At 73.1% G+C, this 19989-nt stretch carries 23 protein-coding genes; 11 read left to right on the plus strand and 12 right to left on the minus strand.

The window, feature by feature from the left end; genetic code table 11:
• Nucleotides 1-167 precede the first annotated feature (167 nt).
• The 6 genes from MKK60_RS05255 to MKK60_RS05280 all read right to left on the minus strand — a co-directional run bounded on the left by MKK60_RS05255 (nucleotide 168) and on the right by MKK60_RS05280 (nucleotide 5569).
• Nucleotides 168-671: a DUF3429 domain-containing protein gene (locus tag MKK60_RS05255; protein ID WP_243984143.1), complete on the minus strand. Its 504-nt coding sequence runs from the start codon at nucleotides 669-671 to the stop codon at nucleotides 168-170.
• Between the two features lie 187 nt (nucleotides 672-858).
• On the minus strand, nucleotides 859-2103 hold the full coding sequence (locus MKK60_RS05260) for an MFS transporter (protein ID WP_147843633.1): 1245 nt from the start codon (nucleotides 2101-2103) through the stop codon (nucleotides 859-861).
• Nucleotides 2104-2280: 177 nt separating this feature from the next.
• Complete coding sequence (locus MKK60_RS05265; RefSeq protein WP_243984144.1) at nucleotides 2281-3147, minus strand: flagellar motor protein MotB; 867 nt, start codon at nucleotides 3145-3147, stop codon at nucleotides 2281-2283.
• Between the two features lie 34 nt (nucleotides 3148-3181).
• A complete protein-coding gene (motA, locus tag MKK60_RS05270) occupies nucleotides 3182-4039 on the minus strand; it encodes a flagellar motor stator protein MotA (RefSeq protein ID WP_147727230.1) in 858 nt (285 codons plus the stop codon).
• Nucleotides 4040-4216: 177 nt separating this feature from the next.
• Nucleotides 4217-5086: an SDR family oxidoreductase gene (locus MKK60_RS05275; RefSeq protein WP_147727229.1), complete on the minus strand. Its 870-nt coding sequence runs from the start codon at nucleotides 5084-5086 to the stop codon at nucleotides 4217-4219.
• Nucleotides 5087-5179: 93 nt separating this feature from the next.
• A complete protein-coding gene (locus MKK60_RS05280) occupies nucleotides 5180-5569 on the minus strand; it encodes a tautomerase family protein (protein WP_147727228.1) in 390 nt (129 codons plus the stop codon).
• 100 nt (nucleotides 5570-5669) lie between these two features.
• On the opposite strand from MKK60_RS05280, the gene MKK60_RS05285 reads away from it, so the two are divergent.
• The 3 genes from MKK60_RS05285 to MKK60_RS05295 all read left to right on the plus strand — a co-directional run bounded on the left by MKK60_RS05285 (nucleotide 5670) and on the right by MKK60_RS05295 (nucleotide 7362).
• The gene (locus tag MKK60_RS05285) at nucleotides 5670-6527 is read left to right on the plus strand and encodes a LysR family transcriptional regulator (protein WP_243984145.1); all 858 of its coding nucleotides are present in this window, start codon (nucleotides 5670-5672) and stop codon (nucleotides 6525-6527) included.
• 171 nt (nucleotides 6528-6698) lie between these two features.
• Complete coding sequence (locus tag MKK60_RS05290; protein ID WP_187275658.1) at nucleotides 6699-7061, plus strand: type II toxin-antitoxin system RelE/ParE family toxin; 363 nt, start codon at nucleotides 6699-6701, stop codon at nucleotides 7059-7061.
• Entirely contained in the window at nucleotides 7036-7362 is a 327-nt protein-coding gene (locus MKK60_RS05295) for a helix-turn-helix domain-containing protein (RefSeq protein ID WP_147844690.1), read from the plus strand. The genes MKK60_RS05290 and MKK60_RS05295 overlap by 26 nt, the downstream gene beginning before the upstream one ends.
• 144 nt (nucleotides 7363-7506) lie before the next feature.
• Here the strand turns inward: MKK60_RS05295 and secB are convergent, their stop codons facing one another.
• Nucleotides 7507-8007, minus strand: a complete 501-nt coding sequence (gene secB, locus MKK60_RS05300) for a protein-export chaperone SecB (RefSeq protein WP_147729755.1) — start codon at nucleotides 8005-8007, stop codon at nucleotides 7507-7509.
• Between the two features lie 465 nt (nucleotides 8008-8472).
• On the opposite strand from secB, the gene MKK60_RS05305 reads away from it, so the two are divergent.
• The 7 genes from MKK60_RS05305 (at nucleotide 8473) to MKK60_RS05335 (ending at nucleotide 15155) form a co-directional block, all read left to right on the plus strand.
• On the plus strand, nucleotides 8473-9189 hold the full coding sequence (locus tag MKK60_RS05305; protein ID WP_147860295.1) for a Tim44/TimA family putative adaptor protein: 717 nt from the start codon (nucleotides 8473-8475) through the stop codon (nucleotides 9187-9189).
• Nucleotides 9190-9220: 31 nt separating this feature from the next.
• The gene (locus MKK60_RS05310; RefSeq protein WP_243984146.1) at nucleotides 9221-10429 is read left to right on the plus strand and encodes a murein transglycosylase A; all 1209 of its coding nucleotides are present in this window, start codon (nucleotides 9221-9223) and stop codon (nucleotides 10427-10429) included.
• 190 nt (nucleotides 10430-10619) lie between these two features.
• Entirely contained in the window at nucleotides 10620-11321 is a 702-nt protein-coding gene (locus MKK60_RS05315) for a Smr/MutS family protein (RefSeq protein ID WP_243984147.1), read from the plus strand.
• Between the two features lie 67 nt (nucleotides 11322-11388).
• On the plus strand, nucleotides 11389-12117 hold the full coding sequence (dnaQ, locus tag MKK60_RS05320; RefSeq protein WP_243932958.1) for a DNA polymerase III subunit epsilon: 729 nt from the start codon (nucleotides 11389-11391) through the stop codon (nucleotides 12115-12117).
• A gap of 105 nt (nucleotides 12118-12222) precedes the next feature.
• On the plus strand, nucleotides 12223-12657 hold the full coding sequence (locus tag MKK60_RS05325) for a CopG family transcriptional regulator (RefSeq protein WP_243984190.1): 435 nt from the start codon (nucleotides 12223-12225) through the stop codon (nucleotides 12655-12657).
• Between the two features lie 106 nt (nucleotides 12658-12763).
• Nucleotides 12764-14080, plus strand: coding sequence for an alpha/beta hydrolase family esterase (locus tag MKK60_RS05330; protein ID WP_409566039.1), 1317 nt, complete (start codon nucleotides 12764-12766; stop codon nucleotides 14078-14080).
• Between the two features lie 202 nt (nucleotides 14081-14282).
• Nucleotides 14283-15155 (plus strand): transporter, encoded by an 873-nt coding sequence (locus MKK60_RS05335; protein ID WP_243984148.1) that lies wholly within the window; start codon nucleotides 14283-14285, stop codon nucleotides 15153-15155.
• Between the two features lie 19 nt (nucleotides 15156-15174).
• On the opposite strand, the gene panC is transcribed toward MKK60_RS05335, so the two are convergent.
• The 4 genes from panC to bla form a co-directional block, all read right to left on the minus strand.
• Complete coding sequence (gene panC / locus MKK60_RS05340; protein WP_243984149.1) at nucleotides 15175-16032, minus strand: pantoate--beta-alanine ligase; 858 nt, start codon at nucleotides 16030-16032, stop codon at nucleotides 15175-15177.
• A gap of 211 nt (nucleotides 16033-16243) precedes the next feature.
• Nucleotides 16244-16600 (minus strand): hypothetical protein, encoded by a 357-nt coding sequence (locus MKK60_RS05345; RefSeq protein ID WP_409567368.1) that lies wholly within the window; start codon nucleotides 16598-16600, stop codon nucleotides 16244-16246.
• Between the two features lie 72 nt (nucleotides 16601-16672).
• Nucleotides 16673-17164, minus strand: a complete 492-nt coding sequence (locus MKK60_RS05350; RefSeq protein WP_243984150.1) for a YbaK/EbsC family protein — start codon at nucleotides 17162-17164, stop codon at nucleotides 16673-16675.
• Entirely contained in the window at nucleotides 17164-18045 is an 882-nt protein-coding gene (gene bla / locus MKK60_RS05355) for a class A beta-lactamase (RefSeq protein WP_243984151.1), read from the minus strand. The genes MKK60_RS05350 and bla overlap by 1 nt, the downstream gene beginning before the upstream one ends.
• A 189-nt stretch (nucleotides 18046-18234) precedes the next feature.
• Between bla and mnmE the strand changes: the two genes are divergently transcribed.
• Nucleotides 18235-19539 carry a tRNA uridine-5-carboxymethylaminomethyl(34) synthesis GTPase MnmE gene (gene mnmE, locus MKK60_RS05360; RefSeq protein WP_243984195.1) on the plus strand — a complete coding sequence of 435 codons (1305 nt, stop codon included), beginning with the start codon at nucleotides 18235-18237 and terminating at the stop codon, nucleotides 19537-19539.
• Nucleotides 19540-19725: 186 nt separating this feature from the next.
• On the opposite strand, the gene MKK60_RS05365 is transcribed toward mnmE, so the two are convergent.
• Nucleotides 19726-19875: a hypothetical protein gene (locus tag MKK60_RS05365; protein WP_187275615.1), complete on the minus strand. Its 150-nt coding sequence runs from the start codon at nucleotides 19873-19875 to the stop codon at nucleotides 19726-19728.
• Nucleotides 19876-19989: the final 114 nt, after the last annotated feature.

Here is a 19989-nt window from a genome sequence, read left to right on the forward strand (position 1 = left end):
AGGGTCGGGAGAGGGGAGCGCCGTATCCGGAACCGTCGCTCCCCTCTCCCGACCCGCTTCGCGGGCCATCCTCCCCCGCACCCAAGTCGGGCCTGCCCGCCTTGGGCACACGGGGTACGGATCTCGGGCAAGCCCGAGATCCGTCGGGGGGAGGGATGAGCAGCGACCTAGTACGGCGAGATCCACTTCAGCCAGAGCAGGGCCGCGAGGCTGATCACCGCGATCGGCATCTGCAGCGGGCGCAGGCGGGCGAAGAACAGCGGCGCCTCGCCGGCGCGCGCGGCGATCGGGTCGAGCACGGCGATGGCGGCGTAGCCGACGATCAGGAGGCCGAGCGCCGGGATCGCCTTGCCTATCACCACGGTGACGAGGGCGGAGAGCCCGAGCACGAACAGCCCGAGCATCGTCGCGATCTGCATCACCGTCGGGCCGCCCTCGGTGCGGAAGCTGACGCCGCGGCGGACGCCCGCCAGGAACAGCAGGATCGCGGCGCCGTAGAGGATCGTCATCAGGGCGACGAGGTAGTCGAGCGGCTGGCCGCGCATCCACCAGGCGGCGGCGGCGCCGGCCGCCAGCGGCAGCATCGGCCCGTAGCCCAGCACCACGCTGAGCCAGGGCGTCTCGTGCGATTCGTGGGCGGTGAGGGTGCGTCCGGTGGCGTCGTCGCGCATGGGAGGGGGCCGTTTCCGTGTTGTCTCGGGCAAGGGGCGGGCGAGGAGGGGAGGGGGTAAGGTGCGGGCGGCCGCGCGTCGGGACGATGCGACCGGCCGACACGGGGCCTGTCGCGCCCCGGCGCGTCACGTTTCGTGCCACCCGATGCGCGAGCGTGAACCCGCGCCCGATCCTGCAGTTCCGGGATCACGTCGCGGGGTGCAGGGTGCGGGCCTGGCGCCGCCGCGAGCGCCGGCCGGGCTCGGGCGTCGCGTCGAACCAGATCACCAGGGCGAGCGCCGCCAGCGCCGGCGCGCCGAGCGCCAGGAACGCGCCGGTCCAGCCGAGCAGGCCGAAGGCGAGGCCGCCGTACCAGGCCGAGAGCGCGCCGCCGATGCCCTGCACCGCGTTGACGGTGCCGAGCGCCGTCTGCGTCCGGCCCGAGCCCCAGGTCAGGTCGGCGACCACCACCGGCACCGCCACGCCGACGATGCCGGAGGCGACGCCGTCGAGGATCTCGGCCGCGATCAGCCAGGTCGGGTCGTCGACGAAGGCCGAGAGCGCGGCGCGCACCGGCAGCACCGCGAAGGCCGCCAGCAGCAGCTTGCGCCGGCCGCGCCGGTCGGCGAGCGAGCCGGAAAACAGCGCCACCGGCACCATCGTGAGCTGGGCCACCATCACGTAGATCGCGGTCCAGTGCGTCGCGCTGACGGCGGTGGCGACGAGCTTCTGGCCGAGCAGCGAGAGCATGCCGCCGCTGCCGAGGTTGAACAGCGTCAGCGCGCAGGCGAGCACCAGCAGCCGGCGGTCGCCGAGCACGGCGCGGATGCCGGCCCGCTGCGGCGCCTCCTCCGCTCCGTCTTCCCCACCGGGCTCCGTCCAGCCGACCGCGCGGCGCTGGCTCCAGGCCGAGGCCGGGGTGGTCAGCGCGGCGGCGATCGCCAGCACCGCCATCAGGCCGAGCACCCAGAAGGCGATCGCCGACCCGAACCGGGCGGTGCCCAGCGTGATGGCGCCGGCGGCGATCAGGATGCCGACGTGGTTGAAGGCCTGGTTGCGCCCCTGCTGGCTCGGGAACCGGTCCTTGCCGACGATCCCGAGGGTCAGCGCGGTCACCGCCGGCAGCAGCAGCGTGCCGCCGGCCGCCGCCAGCAGCTGCGCCGTGAACACGAAGGCGAAGGCGCGGGCCGGCAGCAGCAGCAGCGTGCCTGCGAGGATCGCGGTGCAGGCCGCGGCGATCAGCAGCCGCGGCCGCCCGACCCGGTCGACCAGCGCGCCGAACGGGCCGGAGAGCAGCAGCGTGCCGAACCCGACCAGGGTGGTGACGAGGCCGACGCGGGCCGGGCTCCACGATCCGGCCTCGGCCAGCCACGTGCCGAGGAACGGTCCCAAGCCGCCCTGGATGTCGCCGATGAAGACGTTGATCAGGGCGAGGTGGGTGGTCGGGGCCATGCCGTCCTTGGGTGCACGCGGGAGCGGCGCAGGGCGTGGCCCGGTCCGGTCCCGCGGTCAAGGTACGATCGGATCGGGCGGAGTCGCGGTGCTCAGGCGGCGCAAGCGGTCCGCTCGGGGCGGAAAGCGGCGCGCGGGAAGACGCTGCGGCCTCGGAGGGCGCCGGGCGCCCCGTCGTCAGCGGAGAACGTTCGGGGGCACCGGCGGGCTCCCGTTGAGCAGGGTGATCGTCACCCGCCGGTTCGGCGCGATGTAGGGATTGTCGGGGAAGACCGGCTCGGTGTCGGCGCGTCCCACCACGGACGCGAAGTTGTCGTTGGGCACCCCGGCACCGGCCAGGACCTCGCGCACGGCGAGCGCCCGCCCGGCGGTGAGGGTCCAGGGCTCGCCGGCCCGCGTCGAGCCCGGGCGCGCGGCGGCCGTGTGGCCGCTGATGGACAGGCGGTTGGGCAGCTTGCGCAGGGCGGGCGCGAGCGCCTCCAGCACGCGGCGGGTGCGCTCGTAGGGCTCGACGGAGCCCTCGCGGAACATCGAGCGGCCGTCGTCGTCCACGAGGGAGACGTTCACGCCCTCCTTGGTCGTCTCGAACACGATGTTGCGCGACAATTCGGCGATCTCGGGCAGCTTCTGGAGCGCCTGCCGGAGGCTGGCGATGGCGCTGTAGTTGGCCGGAACGCTGGCGGCCCGCCGGCTCGCCTCGAGATCGCTGGCGCTGCCCGGGCTGCTCGCGCGCACCGCATCCTCCTGCTGGGCGGAGCCCGTCGCCGCCTCGCGGGGCTTGGACGGCTTGTTGCCCGAGGTGTCGAGGGAGGTGCCGTACAGCAAGCCGCCGGCGCCGCTGGTCGCAGGGCTCGAAGCCGCCGGCGCGAAGTATTCCGCCAGGCCGATCTTCTGCTCCTGCGTCGTCATGCTGATCAGCCACATCAGCAGGAAGAACGCCATCATGGCGGTGACGAAGTCCGCATAGGCGATCTTCCAGGCCCCGCCGTGGTGGGCATGCGCGGCCTTCTTGACCTTCTTGATGATGATCGGCTGGAGGGCCATGGCCGTCGAGTCCCTGCGCGAGGTGGGGTCGGAACTAGGCGGGCAGGGCGGCGGTCGCCGCTTCCACTTCGTTGAAGGTCGGGCGGACGTCGCTCATCAGGGCCTTGCGGGCGAACTCGACCGCCATCACCGGCGGCTGGCCGGCGATGTGGGCGAGGAGGCCCGCCTTGAGCGAGACGTAGTACTTGGATTCGGCCTCGAAGAGGCTCTTGAGCGACTGCGCCATCGGCCCGAAGAAGCCGTAGGCGACGAACACGCCGAAGAAGGTGCCGACGAGCGCGCCGCCGATCAGATGCCCCAGCACCTCCGGCGGCTCCTTGATCGCCCCCATGGTCTTGATCACGCCGAGCACGGCGGCGACGATGCCGAGCGCCGGCGTTCCGTCGGCGAGCGACTGCATCGCCGAGATGATCCGCTCCTGCTCCTGGTGGTGCGTCTCCAGCTCCTCGTCCATCAGGGCGTCGATCTCGTGGACGTTGTTGGCGCCCAGCGTCACCATACGCATGTAGTCGCAGACGAACTCGACCGCGTGGTGGTTCGCCGCGAAGGTCGGGAAGCTGTTGAACAGCGCCGACTCGCTCGGCTCCTCGATGTGCGGCTCGAGCGCCATCAGGCCCTTCTGCTTCGCGAGCCGATACAGCGAATACTGCATGCCCAGCAGCTCGACATAGGCTTGCTGATTGTATTTCGGCCCCTTCACGAGCGTGGCCAGCATGGCGGGCACGGCCTTGAGCACCGGCCCGGTGTTGCCGATGATGAAGGCGCCGATCGCCGCGCCGAGGATGATGACGAACTCGAACGGCTGCCACAGCACTTCCAGGTGGCCGCCCATCGCCGCGTAGCTGCCGAAGACGCAGGCGAAGACGACCAGTGTGCCGATGATCAGCCGCATGATTTGCCACCCTTGCGCGGCGGCAGGGACAGCCCGAGCGACGCCACTAGCGATCCGACAAATTGCCGATCTCGGTTAACGGCGGGTTTAGGCCGTGGCTCGGATGCCGTCCGGCTCCCTCGGCGCGCGGTCCGGGCGCCCGGCGACGGCGCCCGGACCGCGCGCCGAGACCCGCCCTCAGATCGTGACCATGCCGCCCGTCACCGCGATCATCGCGCCGTTGATGTAGCTCGCCGCGTCGGAGGCCAGCATCACGTAGGGGGGCGCGAGCTCGGCCGGCTGGCCGGGGCGCCCGGCCGGCGTCATCGAGCCGAAGCTCTCGACCTGGCTGGTGTACATCGTCGACGGGATCAGCGGCGTCCAGATCGGGCCCGGCAGCACCGCGTTGGCGCGGATGCCGCGCTTGCCCAGGATCTTGGCGAGGTTCGCCACCATGTTGCACAGCGCCGCCTTGGTCGAGGAATAGGCGAGCTGCTGCTCGACCGGGTTCTTGGCGTTGACCGAGGAGGTGGCGATGATCGAGGCGCCGGGCTTCAGGTGCGGCGAGGCGGCCTTGAGGATGTAGAACATCGCGTGGACGTTGACCGCGTATTGCCGGTCCCAGTCGGCGATCGCGATGCCCTCGAGGTCGTCGGCCAGCACCTGCACGGCGGCGTTGTTGACGAACACGTCGAGCCGGCCGAACTCCGCGATCGTCGTCTCGACCAGCGCGGCGCAATGGCCGGCCTCCGAGACGTCGCCCGGCAAGAGCAGCGCGCGTCGGCCGGCCTTCTCGATCCAGGCGGCGGTGTCCTTGGCGTCGTCGTGCTCGTCGAGATAGGCGAGCGCCACGTCGGCGCCCTCGCGGGCATAGGCGATCGCCACCGCCCGGCCGATGCCGGAATCGCCCCCGGTGATCAGCGCGACCTTGCCGGTGAGCTGGCCGGAGCCGACGTAGCTGTGCTCGCCGTGATCGGGCGGCGGCTGCATCTCGGACGAGCGGCCGGGATAGGGGATCGGCCGGGCCGCGAAGGGCGGCTCGGGGCGCGGGGAGGCGGTGTCGGACATGACGTTCCCATCGGTGAGGCCGCGGCATGCGGCGCCTCCTCGGGAACACGCCGGGAGGCGGACCGGCTCAAAGCGGCCTGCCGCGCCGGATCGTCACGCCGGCGGGCCGTACTGCATCAGCCCGTCGCCGAACGACCAGTTCTCGCGCGCGACCTCCACCAGGTTCACGAGCACGTTGCCCGGCTTCACGCCCGGATCCCGCCCGAGGTTGCGGGCGATCGCCGCGTAGAGCGCCCGCTTCTGCGCGGTGTCGCGGGTGTCGTTGGCGGTGATCTGGATCATCACGAGGTCGTCGTCCCGCGCGATGCCGAGATAGCCGGGATCGTAGGCGAAGGCGGAGGAGCCGTGCTCGTGGATCACCGTGAACAGGTCGTTCTCGGGCACCGCGAAGGCCTCGCGCATCGCCGCGTAGAGGCCGGCGACGAGAGCGGCGTGGTAGGCCGGGCTCTTGCCGGCGCGCAGGGAGATGCGGGTCAGGGGCATGGCGGGGGTCCTCGGGTCCGGTCGAGGGACACCCTTGCCGTCCGCGATGATAACGGCAAGATATCGGGCGCTATATCTGCCATAACGGATCGTTGTGCTGATGACCCGCCCGCTCGACATCGAAAGCGTCCAGGCCTTCGTGCTCACCGTCGACCTGGCGAGCTTCACCCGCGCCGCCGCGGCGCTGGAGACCTCGCAGGCCGGGATCAGCCTGCGGCTGAAGCGGCTCGAGGACCGGCTCGGCTGCCGCCTCGTCGACCGCACCCCGCGCAGCGTCCGGGCCTCGGCGCGGGGCGAGCGCTTCCTGCCCGCCGCCCGCGATCTGCTGGCGGCCCATGCGCGGGCGATGGCCGACCTCGCCGCCGCGCCGCCCGCCCGGCTCGTCCTCGGGATCAGCGACCACGTCGCCGGCCCGGACCTGCCGGCGCTGCTGCACCGGCTCGGGCTCGCCGGGTCCGGCCTCGTCGTCGAGGTGCGGATCGCCCCGTCGCGCGACGTGATGCGCCTGTTCGATGCGGGCGAGGTCGACGCGGCGATCGTCCGGAGCGAGGACCCGGCCGAGGCGGGCGGCACGGTGCTGGCCGAGGAGCGGCTGGCGTGGTTCGCCGCCCTCGGCTTCCGGTTCGAGCCCGGCGCGCCCCTGCCGATGGCGACGCTCGCCGGCCCCTGCAACGTCCGGGCGGCGGCGTTGCGCGCGCTCGACGCGGCCGGCCTGCCCTGGAGCGAGATCTTCGTCGGCGGCGGCGTGCTCGCCGTCGGCGCCGCGGTGACGGCCGGGCTCGCGGTGGCGGCGCTCGCCCCCAGCGTCGCGCCCGCCGGCGCGCGGGACGTCGGCGCCGCGTTCGGGCTGCCGGCCCTGCCGCTCACCCGGATCGTGCTGCACGCGCAGGCGCCGGACCCGCGCGCCGCCGCGGCGCTGCGCACGCTGGCGGCCGCCTATCGCGGCGTGGCGCGGTGAGGGTCTCCACGGCACCGAGGGCGGCGCTGCCCCGGGATCGGGGAGAGGCTTGAACCGTAGGATTCGTTCCTATACTTTGGGCGTCGGTACCGAGCGCTTGCGTTCCCGGTCTTGAGAGGCCGCCGAACGGATCGAGGTTCGGTCCATGTCGGGGGTGTCATGAGACTTTTCGTGACCCGCTCGGCATGGAAGCAGGCCTGCAAGGGCAAGATCGCCGCGGGCACGCTCGCCAAGGCCGCCGAGAAGGCCAATCTCGGGCTGGTGGACGCCGAGATCGGCGCTCACCTGTACAAGCAGCACGTCGGCCGAAAGGGCGATTTCCGTGCCGTCCTCTTCCTGGTCACGGACCGGCGATGCGTCGTCCTGCACATCTTTCCCAAGAACGTCCAACCCAACATCAAGGGTGCCGAACTGACGACCCTTCGCGCGTTCGCGAAGATCCTCGCAGATGTCGGCGACGCCGGATTCGAGACGCTTGCCGAAACCCAGGGGTGGAAGGACCTCTCCGATGAGAAGCCCGAAACGGACCTATAGGAGCGATCTGCTTCGATCGATCCACGAGGCCACGAGCGACCTTCACGCCATCGGGGCGATCGACAAGGCGACGCTGCGCCGGTTCGATGTTTCGTGCCTCACGCCCATCGAGCCGCTGCCGCCCGAGAGCATCCGGCGGATCCGCGAACAGGCCAACATGAGCCAGGCGATCTTCGCCAAGGCTCTCAACGTGACGACCTCGCTGGTGAGCAAGTGGGAGCGGGGAGACGCCAAGCCTGGCGGTCCCTCGCTCAAGCTGCTCTCGCTGGTGAGCCACAAGGGCATCGAAGCGATCCTGTAACGCGCCCCGGGCGTGCCGGCCGGGCTGTCCGCGCCGGCGGATCGCTTTCAGCGAGCCGCCCGGATGCGGTGTTTCCCGTGAAAACGAAACAGCCCGGCCGCGCGGGCGGCCGGGCTGTCGTCGAGACGCGGGAGGCCGCGGAACTCAGGAGGCGAGGGGGCCGGTCGCCTCGCCGGCGCCCTGGGCTTCCATCGCCTTCTGGCGGTAGAGGCCGACGAAGTCGATCGGGTCGATGTAGAGCGGCGGGAAGCCGCCGTTGCGCACGGCCTCGGCCACGATCTGGCGGGCGAACGGGAACAGCAGGCGCGGGCACTCGATCATCACCGCCGGGTGGACCTGGTCCTGCGGGATGTTGCGCATGCGGAACACGCCGGCATACTTCAGGTCGAAGGCGAACAGCACGTCGCCGTTGATCTTGGCGTCGCCCTCCAGCGTCAGCTCGACCTCGAAGTCGGCCTCGGCGAGCTGCTGCGCGTTGACGTTGACCTGGATGTTGATCTGCGGGCCCTGGCCCTCCTGGGGCTGGAGCGAGCGCGGCGCGTTCGGGTTCTCGAAGGACAGGTCCTTGGTGTACTGCGCGAGCGCGTTGATCGCGGGGGCCTCGTCGGCCTGCCCGTTGCCGTTCGGTGCGGGGGAATCGGCCATGGCGGGTCATCCTTCTCGAAAGATCGAACACCGGCCGCGGGCCGATGGCTACGGGTGACCGCCATGCCTGTGCGGTCGTGGGCAGAGGCGAGGCCGCTAACATGCCCGTTCGATGCGGACAAGCGAGGCGCCGGACGGCGCGCGGACCCCGTGCCGCCGCCCGGCCGACCGGGTGCCGGCGTCGGGCCGCGGCCGGTCCCGGCGGCGCGTGTCGCGACGACGCGGCCGGGGCGATCCTCCGCGATGTCGCCTGGAACCGGCCGGTGCATTGCCCCATATGCCCATTGCCCCCTATGCAAAGGGGGACGCGGCGCGTTTCCTCGAGAGCCCGGCCGCGTCCGCTCGAGGATGCGTGCGGCGTGACATGACCATCGTGCGACCCCTCTCGGATTTCCCGGAGCCGCGCGCACGGGCCAAGGCTGCGGCCGGGACCCGCGCTCCACGGCGGCCACCATCGGATCGGTGATGCAGGACAGCTTCGACGTGACGACGATCATCTTCCTGGCGCTCGCCGTCTTCGTGATCTGGCGGCTGCGCTCGGTCCTCGGGCAGAAGACCGGCGCCGAGCGCGCCCCGTTCAAGCCGGTCGACCGCAGCCGCACCGAGCCCCAGCCCGGCCGCGGCGACGGCGACAACGTCGTGCGCCTGCCCGGCGCCGACCGGGTCCAGCCCGAGCGCGCCGCCGAGGCCCAGGCGCGCGACTGGCGCGGCATCGCCGAGCCCGGCTCGGCCGTCGCCCGCGGCCTCGAGGCGATCGTCCAGGCTGAGCCCGGCTTCGAGCCGCGCGCCTTCATCGAGGGCGCCAAGGGCGCCTACGAGGCGATCATGATCGCCTTCGCCAAGGGCGACCGGAAGACCCTGAAATCCCTGCTCTCCCGCGAGGTCGGCGACGCGTTCGAGCGCGCCATCGCCGAGCGCGAGAAGAACCGTCAGACGGTGGAGACCACCTTCGTCTCGATCGACAAGGCCGAGATCGTCGCCGTCGACGTGCGGAACCGCGTCGCGCAGGTCACGGTGCGGTTCCTCTCCAACCTCATCACCGCCACCCGCAACGCCGACGGCGTCGTGGTGGACGGCAGCGCCGAGGCCGTGGTCGAGGTGCCCGACGTCTGGACTTTCGCCCGCACCCTGGGCACCCGCGACCCGAACTGGCAGCTGGTCGCGACCGAAGCCGGGGCCTGAGGGCGCCCGCGCAGCCATCGTCCCGAGAGCCATGCCGCCCCGACACCCGCCCCGTCCGACCGCAGCGTTCCGCGCTGCGGTCGCTCTCGTTTCGGGGGCCGCCGCGGCGAGCGCCGCCGAGCCGCTGCGCGTCGGCAACGCCGTGCTGGAGCCGGTCGCGATCGCGGCCCTGCCCGGCTGGCAGGCGGACGAGACGGCGGCGGCCTTCGATGCCTTCCGCCGGACCTGCGCCGCGCCCGGCCCCGATCCGGCGCAGGCCGCCGGCGTCGCCGGGTCGCCGGCCGACCTCGCCGCCGCCTGCACCGCCGCCGCCGCGCTCGATCGCACCGGGGCCGGCTGGCCCGAGCGGGCGCGGCGGTTCTTCCAGGAGCGGTTCTCGGCCTACCGCGTCGTGCGCCCGGCCGACGGCACCGAGCCCGAGCGGAAGACCGGGTTCCTCACCGGCTACTTCGAGCCGCAGCTCGAGGGATCGCTGGCGCCCGGCCCCGGCTTCGCCGCCGCCGTGCTCGCCCGGCCCGACGACCTCGTGACGCTCGCCCCCGGCGAGACCCGCCCCGGCCTCGATCCGGCGTTGCGCGCCGGGCGCGCGGCGGCGGCCGGGTTCGAGGCCTATCCCGACCGGGCCGCGATCGAGGACGGGGCGATCGCCGGCCGCACCCGCCCGCTGCTGTGGCTGCGCGACGCCGTCGACCTGTTCGTGCTGCAGGTGCAGGGCTCCGGCCGCGTCCGCCTGCCCGACGGGTCGGCGATCCGCGTGCTCTACGACGGCAAGAACGGCCGGCCCTACACCTCGATCGGCAAGCTGCTGGTGGCGGAGGGGCACCTCGCCCTGAACGACCTCAGCCTCGCCCGCTGGACCGCCTGGCTGCGCGCGCACCCGGACCACGCCCGCCGGCTGATGCGGATGAACGCGTCCTACATCTTCTTCCGCACCGAGCCGGTCACCGATCCCGCCCTGGGCCCGCCGGGCGCGGCCGGCGCGCCCCTCAGCCCCGGCCGCAGCCTGGCGGTGGACGGCACCCTCTGGCGCTACGGCCTGCCGTTCTGGCTGGAGGGCAGGCTGCCCGGCCAGCCCGGCAGCGGGCACCTCGTGGTCGCGGCCGATACCGGCTCGGCCATCCTCGGCCCGGCCCGCGGCGACCTCTACGTCGGCACCGGCGCGGCGGCCGGCGTCGCGGCCGGAGACCTGCACACCAAGCCCGGCTTCGTCGTGCTCCTGCCTAAGCCGGCCGCGCCATGAGGGGGTTCTGGTCTCCGACGCCATGGCTCCAATGCCATCGCTTTCCGCGACTCGCTGGAACCGGAACGGACGAACGAATGTCCGCATGTCGGAGTGTGGAAGCCGGAAGGATCCTGGGCGTCACGGCGCGGCTCCCTCTCCCATGGAAGAAGAGACCCGCGCTTCACCTCACGCGATCCGAGCGTCCGGCATGAGGCCGCCGCGCCGGCCGCGGGCGCTGTCCCACGAGGATGCCCATCTCTGGGGCGAGATCGCCAAGCTGATCACGCCGCTGCGCGCCCGCGCGACGTTGCGGAAGGCCAAGCCCGCTGCCGACGCCCCAGGGCCCGCGGCGCCGGCCGCGGCGAAGCCGACGCCGAAACCTGCGCCGGCCAAAAGCCCCGCCAAGAAGGCGGTGCCGCTCCCCGAGCCCGTGCCGGCGATGCCGAGCGTCGTGCCCGGCCCGGTCGCCGTCGTCGCGCCGGCGAAGAAGCCCAGGCGCGTGGTCCGGCTCGGCGCGGGGACACCGGCCCCGGCGCCGCCGACGCCGGTGCGGCCGGCCTTCGTCCCGGGCCCCGCCCCGCCCGGGCTGGAGCGGCGCGAGCGCCAGCGGCTCAGCCGCGGCGTGCTGGCGATCGAGGGCCGGATCGACCTGCACGGGCTCTATCAGGCCGAGGCGCACGCGGCCTTGGTCGGCTTCCTGATGCGGGCGCGCGCCGCCGGGCATGCGCGGGTGCTGGTCGTGACCGGCAAGGGCGGCGAGGACGCCTATGCCGAGCGCGGCGTGCTGCGCCGCTCGGTGCCGCACTGGCTGCGCGGCGCGGAGCTGCGCCCGATCGTGCTCGGCTTCGAGGAGGCCGCCCGCCACCACGGCGGCGCCGGCGCGCTCTACGTCCGCCTGCGGCGGCGCTGAAGGCGCGGGTTAACCCGAGCGGGCTAATCGGGTAGGCGACGCGCGGAAGCGTTCGGGACCGGACATCATGCACGACGTCGTACGCGAGATCGTTCTCGACACCGAGACCACCGGCATCGACCCCAAGACCGGCGACCGGCTGATCGAGGTCGGCGCGGTCGAGCTCCTGAACCACATCCCCACGGGCCGGACGTTCCACAAGTACTGCAACCCGCAGCGGGCGGTCTCGGAGGGTGCCTTCAAGGTGCACGGGCTGTCCGACACGTTCCTGTCCGACAAGCCGCTGTTCTCGGAGATCGCCGGCGCGCTGATCGAGTTCTGCGGCGACGCCCGGCTGGTGATCCACAACGCGCCGTTCGACGTCGGCTTCCTCAACATGGAATACGCCCGGCTCGGGGCCAAGGCGCCGCCGCCGATCGTCCTCGAGAGCGTGGTCGACACCCTGCCGATGGCCCGGCGCAAGCACCCCGGCGCGCCGGCCAACCTCGACGCCCTGTGCAGCCGCTACGGCATCGACACCAGCCGCCGCACCAAGCACGGGGCCCTGCTCGACGCGCAGATCCTGGCCGAGGTCTACATCGAGCTGCTCGGCGGCAAGCAGACCGGGTTCGATCTCGGCGCGACCGCGGTCGCCGACGCGGTCGTCGACCGCAGCGCCGAGAGCGTCGTGCGCACGGTCCGCACCGCCCGCGCCCGCCTGACCGACGCCGAGCGCGAGCGCCACGCCGCATTCCGCGCCGGCCTCGGCGCCAGCGCGATCTGGGCCGAGTACATCGGCGAGGACACCGCCGTCTGACGGCAGAGCCGCCCTCACGGGTTGGTGCATCGCACGAAGCCCATATTGCAATGCAATATGGCGCCCCCATATGCCATCCACACGGATGGTGACGGGATGGTCGCGATGATGGATGTGATGGCACGGCCGAAGCCCACGCGGGCGGCGGCGCGGCAGCCCGAGAGCGAGAAGATCACGATCAACCTCGGGCATGTCGACCTCGGGCACATCGACCTGCTCGTGGCCGAAGGGGTGTTCTCGAACCGCAGCGACTTCATCCGCACCGCGATCCGCAACCAGATCGAGCGGCATGCCGACGTGACGCGCCAGTCGATGGCGCGGCGCAGCGTCGAGCTCGGCCTGCGCCACATCGACCGCGCCAGCCTCGAGGCGGCCCGGGCCGAGGGACGGATGCTGGACATCCGCGTGCTCGGCCTCGCCACCATCGCCGACGACGTGACCCCCGACCTCGCCCGTGCGGCGATCGCCTCCCTCGACGTGCTCGGCAGCCTCCAGGCCAGCCCCGCCGTCCGCGCCGCGCTGGCCGACCGGCTGCGCTGAGGCGCTGCCGCGCCTCTGCTCCGAGCCTCCGCTCCGAGCCTCCTGCCCCATTCCGATCCGCCCACGGCGATCCCCAGGACTTCCCATGACCGACCATTCCGACTCGATGCGCGACCGCTTCGCCGACATGATGGAGGCGACCCGGCTGACCGGTGCCGGCCGCCTCGCGGAGGCGACCGACCTGATCCAGCGCAGCCTCGGCGGCCACGCGACGCCGCGGGACACGCCGCAGGACACGCCGAAGGCGATCGAGCCGCCGACCCTCGACCTGACCGCCGAGCGCATCGACGACGCCCCGCGATCCGCGCCCCGGGCCGAGGCGAAGGTCGAGGCCGCGCCCAAGCCCGCGGCCGCGCCCAGGCCCGAGGCCGCGCCGAGGAGCGCTTCGCCCCGAGCCGAAACCGCGTCGGCCGGCCCGATCCCGGAGAAGCTGCGTGCGGCGGTCGACGGCGTCGTGCGCGGGCTGGCGCCGGTGCTGAAGGGCCTGAGCGCCAAGGGCTTGAACACCAAAGGCCTCAACACGAAGGGGCTGGCGCCCGGCTTCGGCTTCGCCAAGCCGCCGATGCCGGGCCGCTCGGCCGAGCCCGCCGAGGGCGAGGGATCGCTCGTCACCAAAAGCTTCGCCGGGCCGGCGGGTGCGCGCGAGTATCGCCTGTTCGTCCCGAGCCGGCCGCAGAATCCGGCCGCGCTCGTGGTGATGCTGCACGGCTGCAACCAGACCGCGGACGACTTCGCCGTCGGCACCGGCATGAACCGGCTGGCGGAGCGCGACGGCGTGCTCGTCGCCTACCCGGTCCAGACCGGCCGCGCCAACGCGCAACGCTGCTGGAACTGGTTCGAGCCGCGCGACCAGGGCCGCGAGACCGGCGAGGCCGCGATCATCGCCGGGCTCACCCGCGCGGTGATGGCCGAGCACGCGATCGACCCGGACCGCGTCTTCATCGCCGGGCTCTCGGCCGGCGGGGCGGCGGCGGCCAACATCGCCCGCGCCTTTCCCGATCTCTACGCGGCGGTGGGCGTGCATTCCGGCCTCGCCGCGTCGTGCGCCCGCGACGTCGGCTCGGCGATGATGGCGATGCAGATGGGCGCGGCCGGCCCCGGCGGCACCCGCGTGCCTACGATCGTCTTCCACGGAGAGGACGACACCACGGTGAGCATCCGCAACGCCGACCAGGTGCTGGCACAGGCGGGCGCCGCGGCGCTGACGCCCTCGCGCGAGCAATTCGACGGCGACGGCCATCCCTACACCCGCACCCGCTACGCCGACGCGGCGGGCCGGGTGATGCTGGAGGATTGGCGGGTGCGCGGCGCCGGCCACGCCTGGTCCGGCGGCGACCGGGCCGGCAGCTTCACCGATCCGCACGGGCCCGACGCCTCGCGCGCGATGCTCGACTTCTTCGCCGCGCATCCCAAGGGGGTCTAGAGCATTTTCTTCACGCGAGCCGGGATCCACCTCGCTGGAAAATGCTCGAGCGGCTGGGCGCCGTCCCGGCGACGGCGTGGCCCGGTTGCAACGCCGAACCTGCGATCGTGCGGTGCCCGCGATCGGAGGCGGCGGATCGGCCGCGATCCGTGCATGGTCCGTTTGCCGGCGAACCGCGTCGGCGGAGGAGGCTTGCGTGCCGGTGTCGGGTTGGAAGGTGGCGCTCGTGGGCGCAGCGGTGGCGTGCGCCGCGCACGGAGCCGCCCGGGCGGGCTCGGCCGCGCAGCCGGGCCAGACCGTCGGCCTGCCGGCCGGGTTTCCGCTGGCGGAGGGGCTGTACCTCATCGACACGTCGAGCTTCGGCGTGCGCGACACGCGACCCCGCGACTCGGAACTCAACGTCAACCTGCCGTCCATCATCTGGGCGACGCCGTGGCGGGTGCTGGATGCCCGGCTCCAGTTCACGGTGCTGCAGCCGGTGACCGCGACGGCGCCGAACGGCGCGCGCTACCAGAGCGGGTTCGGCCAGACCCTGCTCGCGGCCCAGCTCGCCTGGGATCTCGGCCAGCATGTCGGCGTCAGCTACCTGCTCGGCGCCTACCTGCCGAGCGACACCAAGGTGGTGATCCGGAACCCGGTGCTGCACCAGCGCTTCGCCGCGACCTACAACGGCGACGGCTGGAACCTGACGGCGCATTTCCTCTACGGGATCTTCTTCGACACCACCTCGCCCACCGGCACGTACTACCCGGACTTCCTCAACCTCGACCTGACCGCGACGAAGAAGTTCGGCAAGCTCGAGGTCGGTGCCGTCGCCTTCGGCTCCACCGACCTGCCGACTGGCCGGGCGAGCTACCAGCGTCAGGGCCAGTTCGCCGTCGGCGCCCTCGTCGGCTACAATTTCGGGCCGGTGAACCTGCAGGCCTACGTCACCCGGGACGTCGCCGAGCGCAATTACGGCGGCTTCGACACCCGCGGCTGGCTGCGGGCGATCGTGCCGCTGGGCAAGCTCGACGATCAGCCGGGCGACAAGACGGACGGGCCGCAGCCCGAGCCGCTGCTCGCCAAGCACTGACGCCGGCGCGGCGGGGGGCTCACACCGCAACGTTGTCGATCAGACGGGTCTTGCCGAGATAGGCGGCGGCGAGCACGCGGGCCGGGCCGTCGACGCGGGCGAGCGGGGCCAGCGTCGCCGCATCGCAGACGGCGAGGTACTGCACGGCGAATCCCGCGGCCTCCAGCGCGGCGATCCCGCGCGCGATGGCAGGTGCCGTCTCGCCGCCGTCCCGCGCCTGCGCCGCGATGTCGGACAGGACCGCGTGGAGCTTCGGCGCGGTCGCCCGCTCGGCCGGCGCGAGGTAGCGGTTGCGCGAGGACAGGGCGAGGCCGTCGGCCTCGCGGATCGTCGGCATGCCGTGGATCGCGACGTCGAGGTCGAGGTCGGCGACCGCGCGCCGAATCACCTGCAGCTGCTGGAAATCCTTCTCGCCGAACAGGGCGGCATCCGGCCGGACCTGGTTGAGCAGCTTCGTCACCACGGTGGCCACGCCCGAGAAGTGGCCGGGGCGGAAGGCGCCGCACAGCCCCTCGGTGAGGCCGCCCACCTCGATGCGGCTCGAAAACCCCGGCGGGTACATGGCGGCCGCCTCCGGCATCCAGGCCGCGTCCGTCCCGGCCTGCGCCAGCAGGGCGAGGTCGCTCGCGGCGTCGCGCGGATAGCGGGCGAAATCCTCGCTCGGGCCGAACTGGGTCGGATTGACGAAGATGCTCGCCACCACGCGCTCGCCCAGGGTCCGCGCATGCGCGATCAGCGCGAGGTGGCCGCGATGCAGCGCGCCCATGGTCGGCACCAGCACGACGCGGTCGCCGGCTGCGCGCCACGCGGCGACCGTCTCGCGCAAGCGGGCGAGATCGGTGATGGCCTGCGTCTCGGGGGTGGGATGGGCTGGCATGGCGGGCTCCGGCGGCGGCGTCGAGCGCTGCCTTAAGCGCCCTCTTCGCCGCATGCCAGCATGCGCCTGCGATCTGCGCCGACCCTGCCGAAACGATGATGCATCCGGGCCGTGCCTTGCGTCCAAGAATGCACGTCTGCAGACGCGGTGAAGCGGCGCGGATTCGCGGCGACCTCAGGTCCCCGCTTCTGGTGGAACAAACTCGCCGCGCTCATCGGCAATACGGCAGCAGGGGCCGGCCGAACGGGTCGTCGACGCCCGGCGGGGGCGTGAGGCCGTAATAGCTCGGCTTCGACAGGCCGTAGGACGAGCCGACGTAGCTCGGATCGTCGGGCGCGTTGGTCGGCACCGGCGCGCGGCGCGGCAGGCAGGCGACCCGGCGCGGGGGCGGGGCGGCGTGAAGCAGGACGCCGTCGCTGCCGTCGCCGTGCGGGAAGTAGCGCGGCGCGCTCGCGACGGGTCCGCCATAGGCCGGCCCCGGCTCGGGGGCGAACAGGTCGGCCGCGCCGGCGGGCCCCACGGCGAAGCCGCAGAGGAAGCAGGCCCGGATCATCGCTCTCGCGCGCATGCGCCCGTCGTCCCCCGACCCGCGGAAACCGGGCACACGGTGCCAGTGTCGGCGCACAGGGTGAACCGATCGTTACCGATCGGCCAACGCGACCAGCCGGGCCTGGAGCACCGTGACGAGGTCGGCGGTTGCGAGCCGCAGCTGCAGGCCGCGCCCGCCGCCGTTGACGTGGATCTCGGTGCGGCCGGCGAGCGATCCCGCATCGATCAGCACCGGCACCCGGCGCTTGGCTCCGAGCGGGCTGATCCCGCCGACGTGGTAGCCGGTGATCCGCTCCGCCTCCGGCGGCTTCAGCATCGACGCCGCCTTGCCGCCCATCGCGGCGGCGACCCGCTTCATCGCCACCTCCCAATCGGAGGCGATGAGCAGGCAGACCGGCTGGCCGTCGACGGCGGCCATCAGGGTCTTGAGGATGCAGCCCGGCGCGACGCCGAGCGCCTCGGCCGCCTGCAGGCCGATGCGCGGCGCCTCCGGGTCGTAGGCGTAGCCCACCATCGCGTAGGCGATGCCGGCCTTGTCCAGCGCCCGCGAGGAGGGGGTCGCCCGCGGCGTCGCCTTGGCCATCACACCGCCTCCGCCAGGATGCGGCCGATCTCGGCATGGGCGGCGTCCCGCGCGGCCGGCGGCGCCTCCGAGCCGGTCAGGAACACACCCGCGAAGATCGGCGCACGGCCCGGCGGGTGCAGGATCGCCACGACGTTCGACGTCGCGTTGTCGCCGCTGCCGGTCTTGTCGCCGACCGGCCAGGCGGGCGGCAGGCCGGCACGGAGCTTGGCCCCGCCGGTCTCGCAGGCGACCATCCAGGCTTCCAGCCGCGCCCGGTGCGGCGGGGCCAGCGCGTCGCCGAGGAGGCAGCGGTCCAGCGTCCGGGTGATCGCGGCCGGGCTGGTGGTGTCGCGCGGATCGCCGGGCAGGGCGGTGTTGAGGGTCGGCTCGGTCCGGTCGAGGCGGGTGACCGCGTCGCCCTGCCCGCGCAGCCAGGCGGTGAGCGCCGCCGGTCCGCCCAGCGCGTCGAGGAGCAGGTTGGCCGCGGTGTTGTCGCTCCGGACGATCGCCGCCGCGCAGAGCCCATCGACGGACATCTCCGCACGGCCGCCGCCGGCCGCATCCAGGGCCGAGCGCGTGACCGGGGCGTAGCTCTGCAGATCGTCCGCCCCGTAGGCGATGCGCCGATCGAGTGTTTCGCGGCCGGCGGCGACGCGGGCCAGGATCGCCGCCGCCGCCAGCACCTTGAAGGTGCTGCACAGCGCGAACGCTTCGTCCGCGCGGTGGCCGAGGAACACGCCCGTCGCGTCGCGGAACGCCACGCCGACCCGACCGCCGAGGCGCGCCTCGAGCGCCCCGATGCGCCTGGCGGCGGCGCCGAGGCGATCGGCGGCGCGGGCGGAGAGCGCCGGCCCGGCGAGCGCCAGGCCGGCGACGACCGCGCGACGGGTATGGGCCATGGCGTGCTCCCTTCGGACGGGTTTCGCGGCCCCGCGGTTTGCGCAACGTCGTTTGCCGAGGCAAGACCCTTTCGCCGGGATGCGGCCGATCGATGACGGCCGCCCCCGCGCCGATGGGCGGATGCCGAGAAGCCCCGGGCCCCCATCAGCGATCCGAGCATGAGCGATCCGAGCATGAGCGATCCGACTATGAGCGATCCCCCCACCCTGTTCGCCCCGGCCTCCGGCTTCGGGCGCGCCGCCATCGCGGTGATCCGCGTCAGCGGCCCGGCCGCCGGTGCCGTGCTCTCGGCGCTCGCCGGCCCGCTGCCGGCGCCGCGCCGCCTCTCGCTGCGGACGCTGCGCGACCCCACCGACGGCGCCATCCTCGACCGGGCGCTGATCGCTTGGATGCCCGGGCCGAGCACGGTCACCGGCGAGGACATGGCGGAGCTGCACCTGCATGGCGGCGTCGCGGTGCGGGCCGGCGTGATCCGCGCGCTCACCGCCTTTCCCGGCTGCCGCCCGGCCGAAGCCGGTGCCTTCACCCAGCGGGCCGTGCTCAACGGCCGGATGGACCTGACCGAGGCCGAGGGCGTCGCCGACCTGATCGAGGCCGAGACCGAGGCTCAGCGCCGTCAGGCCCTGCGCCAGCTCGACGGCGCCCTCGGCCGGCAGGTCGCGGCCTGGCGCGACGAGGCGATCGATTGCCTGGCCGCCGCCGAGGCGGCGCTGGATTTTTCCGACGAGGGCGACGTTGACGACGCGGCCTTGGATCGCGCCCTGTTCGACCGCGCCGCCCGCCTGCGTGCCGCCATCGCCGCGGCGCTCGCCGACGGGCGGCGCGGCGAGCGGGTGCGCGAGGGGTTCTGGGTCGTGCTCGCCGGGCCGCCGAACGCCGGCAAGTCGACGCTGCTCAACGCGTTGAGCCGGCGCGACGCGGCCATCGTCTCGCCGGTGCCGGGCACCACCCGGGACGCGATCGAGGTGCGGCTCGATCTCGGCGGCCTGCCGGTGATGCTGGTCGACACCGCGGGCCTGCGCGAGACGCACGATCCGGTCGAGGCCGAGGGCATCCGGCGCACCCGCCGCCGGATGGCGGAAGCCGACCTCGTCCTGATGCTGGTGCCGCCGGGCCCGGAGGCGACCGAGCCCGCGGCGACCGGCCGGGTGCTGCGCGTGCGGACGAAGGCGGACCTCGCCGACGGGTCTGGCGGCGGCCTCGCCGTGTCGGCGCTGACGGGGCAGGGGATGCCGGCGCTGCTTGATGCCATCGCCGCGGAGGCCGAGGCTGCGCTCGGCGGCGGCGATGCGCTCATCACCCGCGAACGCCACCGCGACGCCCTGGAGCGCTGCGTCGCCCATCTCGACCGGCTGCCCGCCGTCGCGGCGATGCCGGAACTGGTGGCCGAGGATCTGCGCCTGGCCGTCCGCGCGCTCGGCGAGGTCGGCGGCCATGTCGGGATCGAGGCGGTGCTCGATCGCCTGTTTTCCGGCTTCTGCATCGGCAAGTAGCGCGGTTTTCCCCCTTCCTTGCGCGGAGCGAGGGGCGGCTCGATGCTGTCGCGCTGAACAGGCTGCGTGCGCGTCGCGCGGGCTGGTCGCCCAAGGCGATGTCGACGGACGACGCCGACGATGTCGACCCTGTCACCGGCTTACGCGAAACACGCCCGATGTTTCACGTGAAAACCCGATCGCGTGTCACGAGCGGGTCAGGAACATCCCGGTGAGCAGGAAGCCGAAGCCGGCGAGGCCGAAGACGCCTTCCTTGCGCTGGCTCGGATCGATGAAGTGGGCGACGGCCCCGCCGGCGCAACAGAGCGCACCCAGGCCGATGGTGATGATGTGCATCGTCTCGATCCTCGTTGGTCGCCCTCGCACGTGCGAGGTCTGCGATGTCACGAAATCCCGGGTGGCCGGGACGGACGCCGTTGTCCGTTCATAAGTCGTTCACAGATCGTCGAT

It is taken from the genome of Methylobacterium sp. J-092 (genome assembly GCF_022829325.1).
GTDB lineage: Bacteria > Pseudomonadota > Alphaproteobacteria > Rhizobiales > Beijerinckiaceae > Methylobacterium.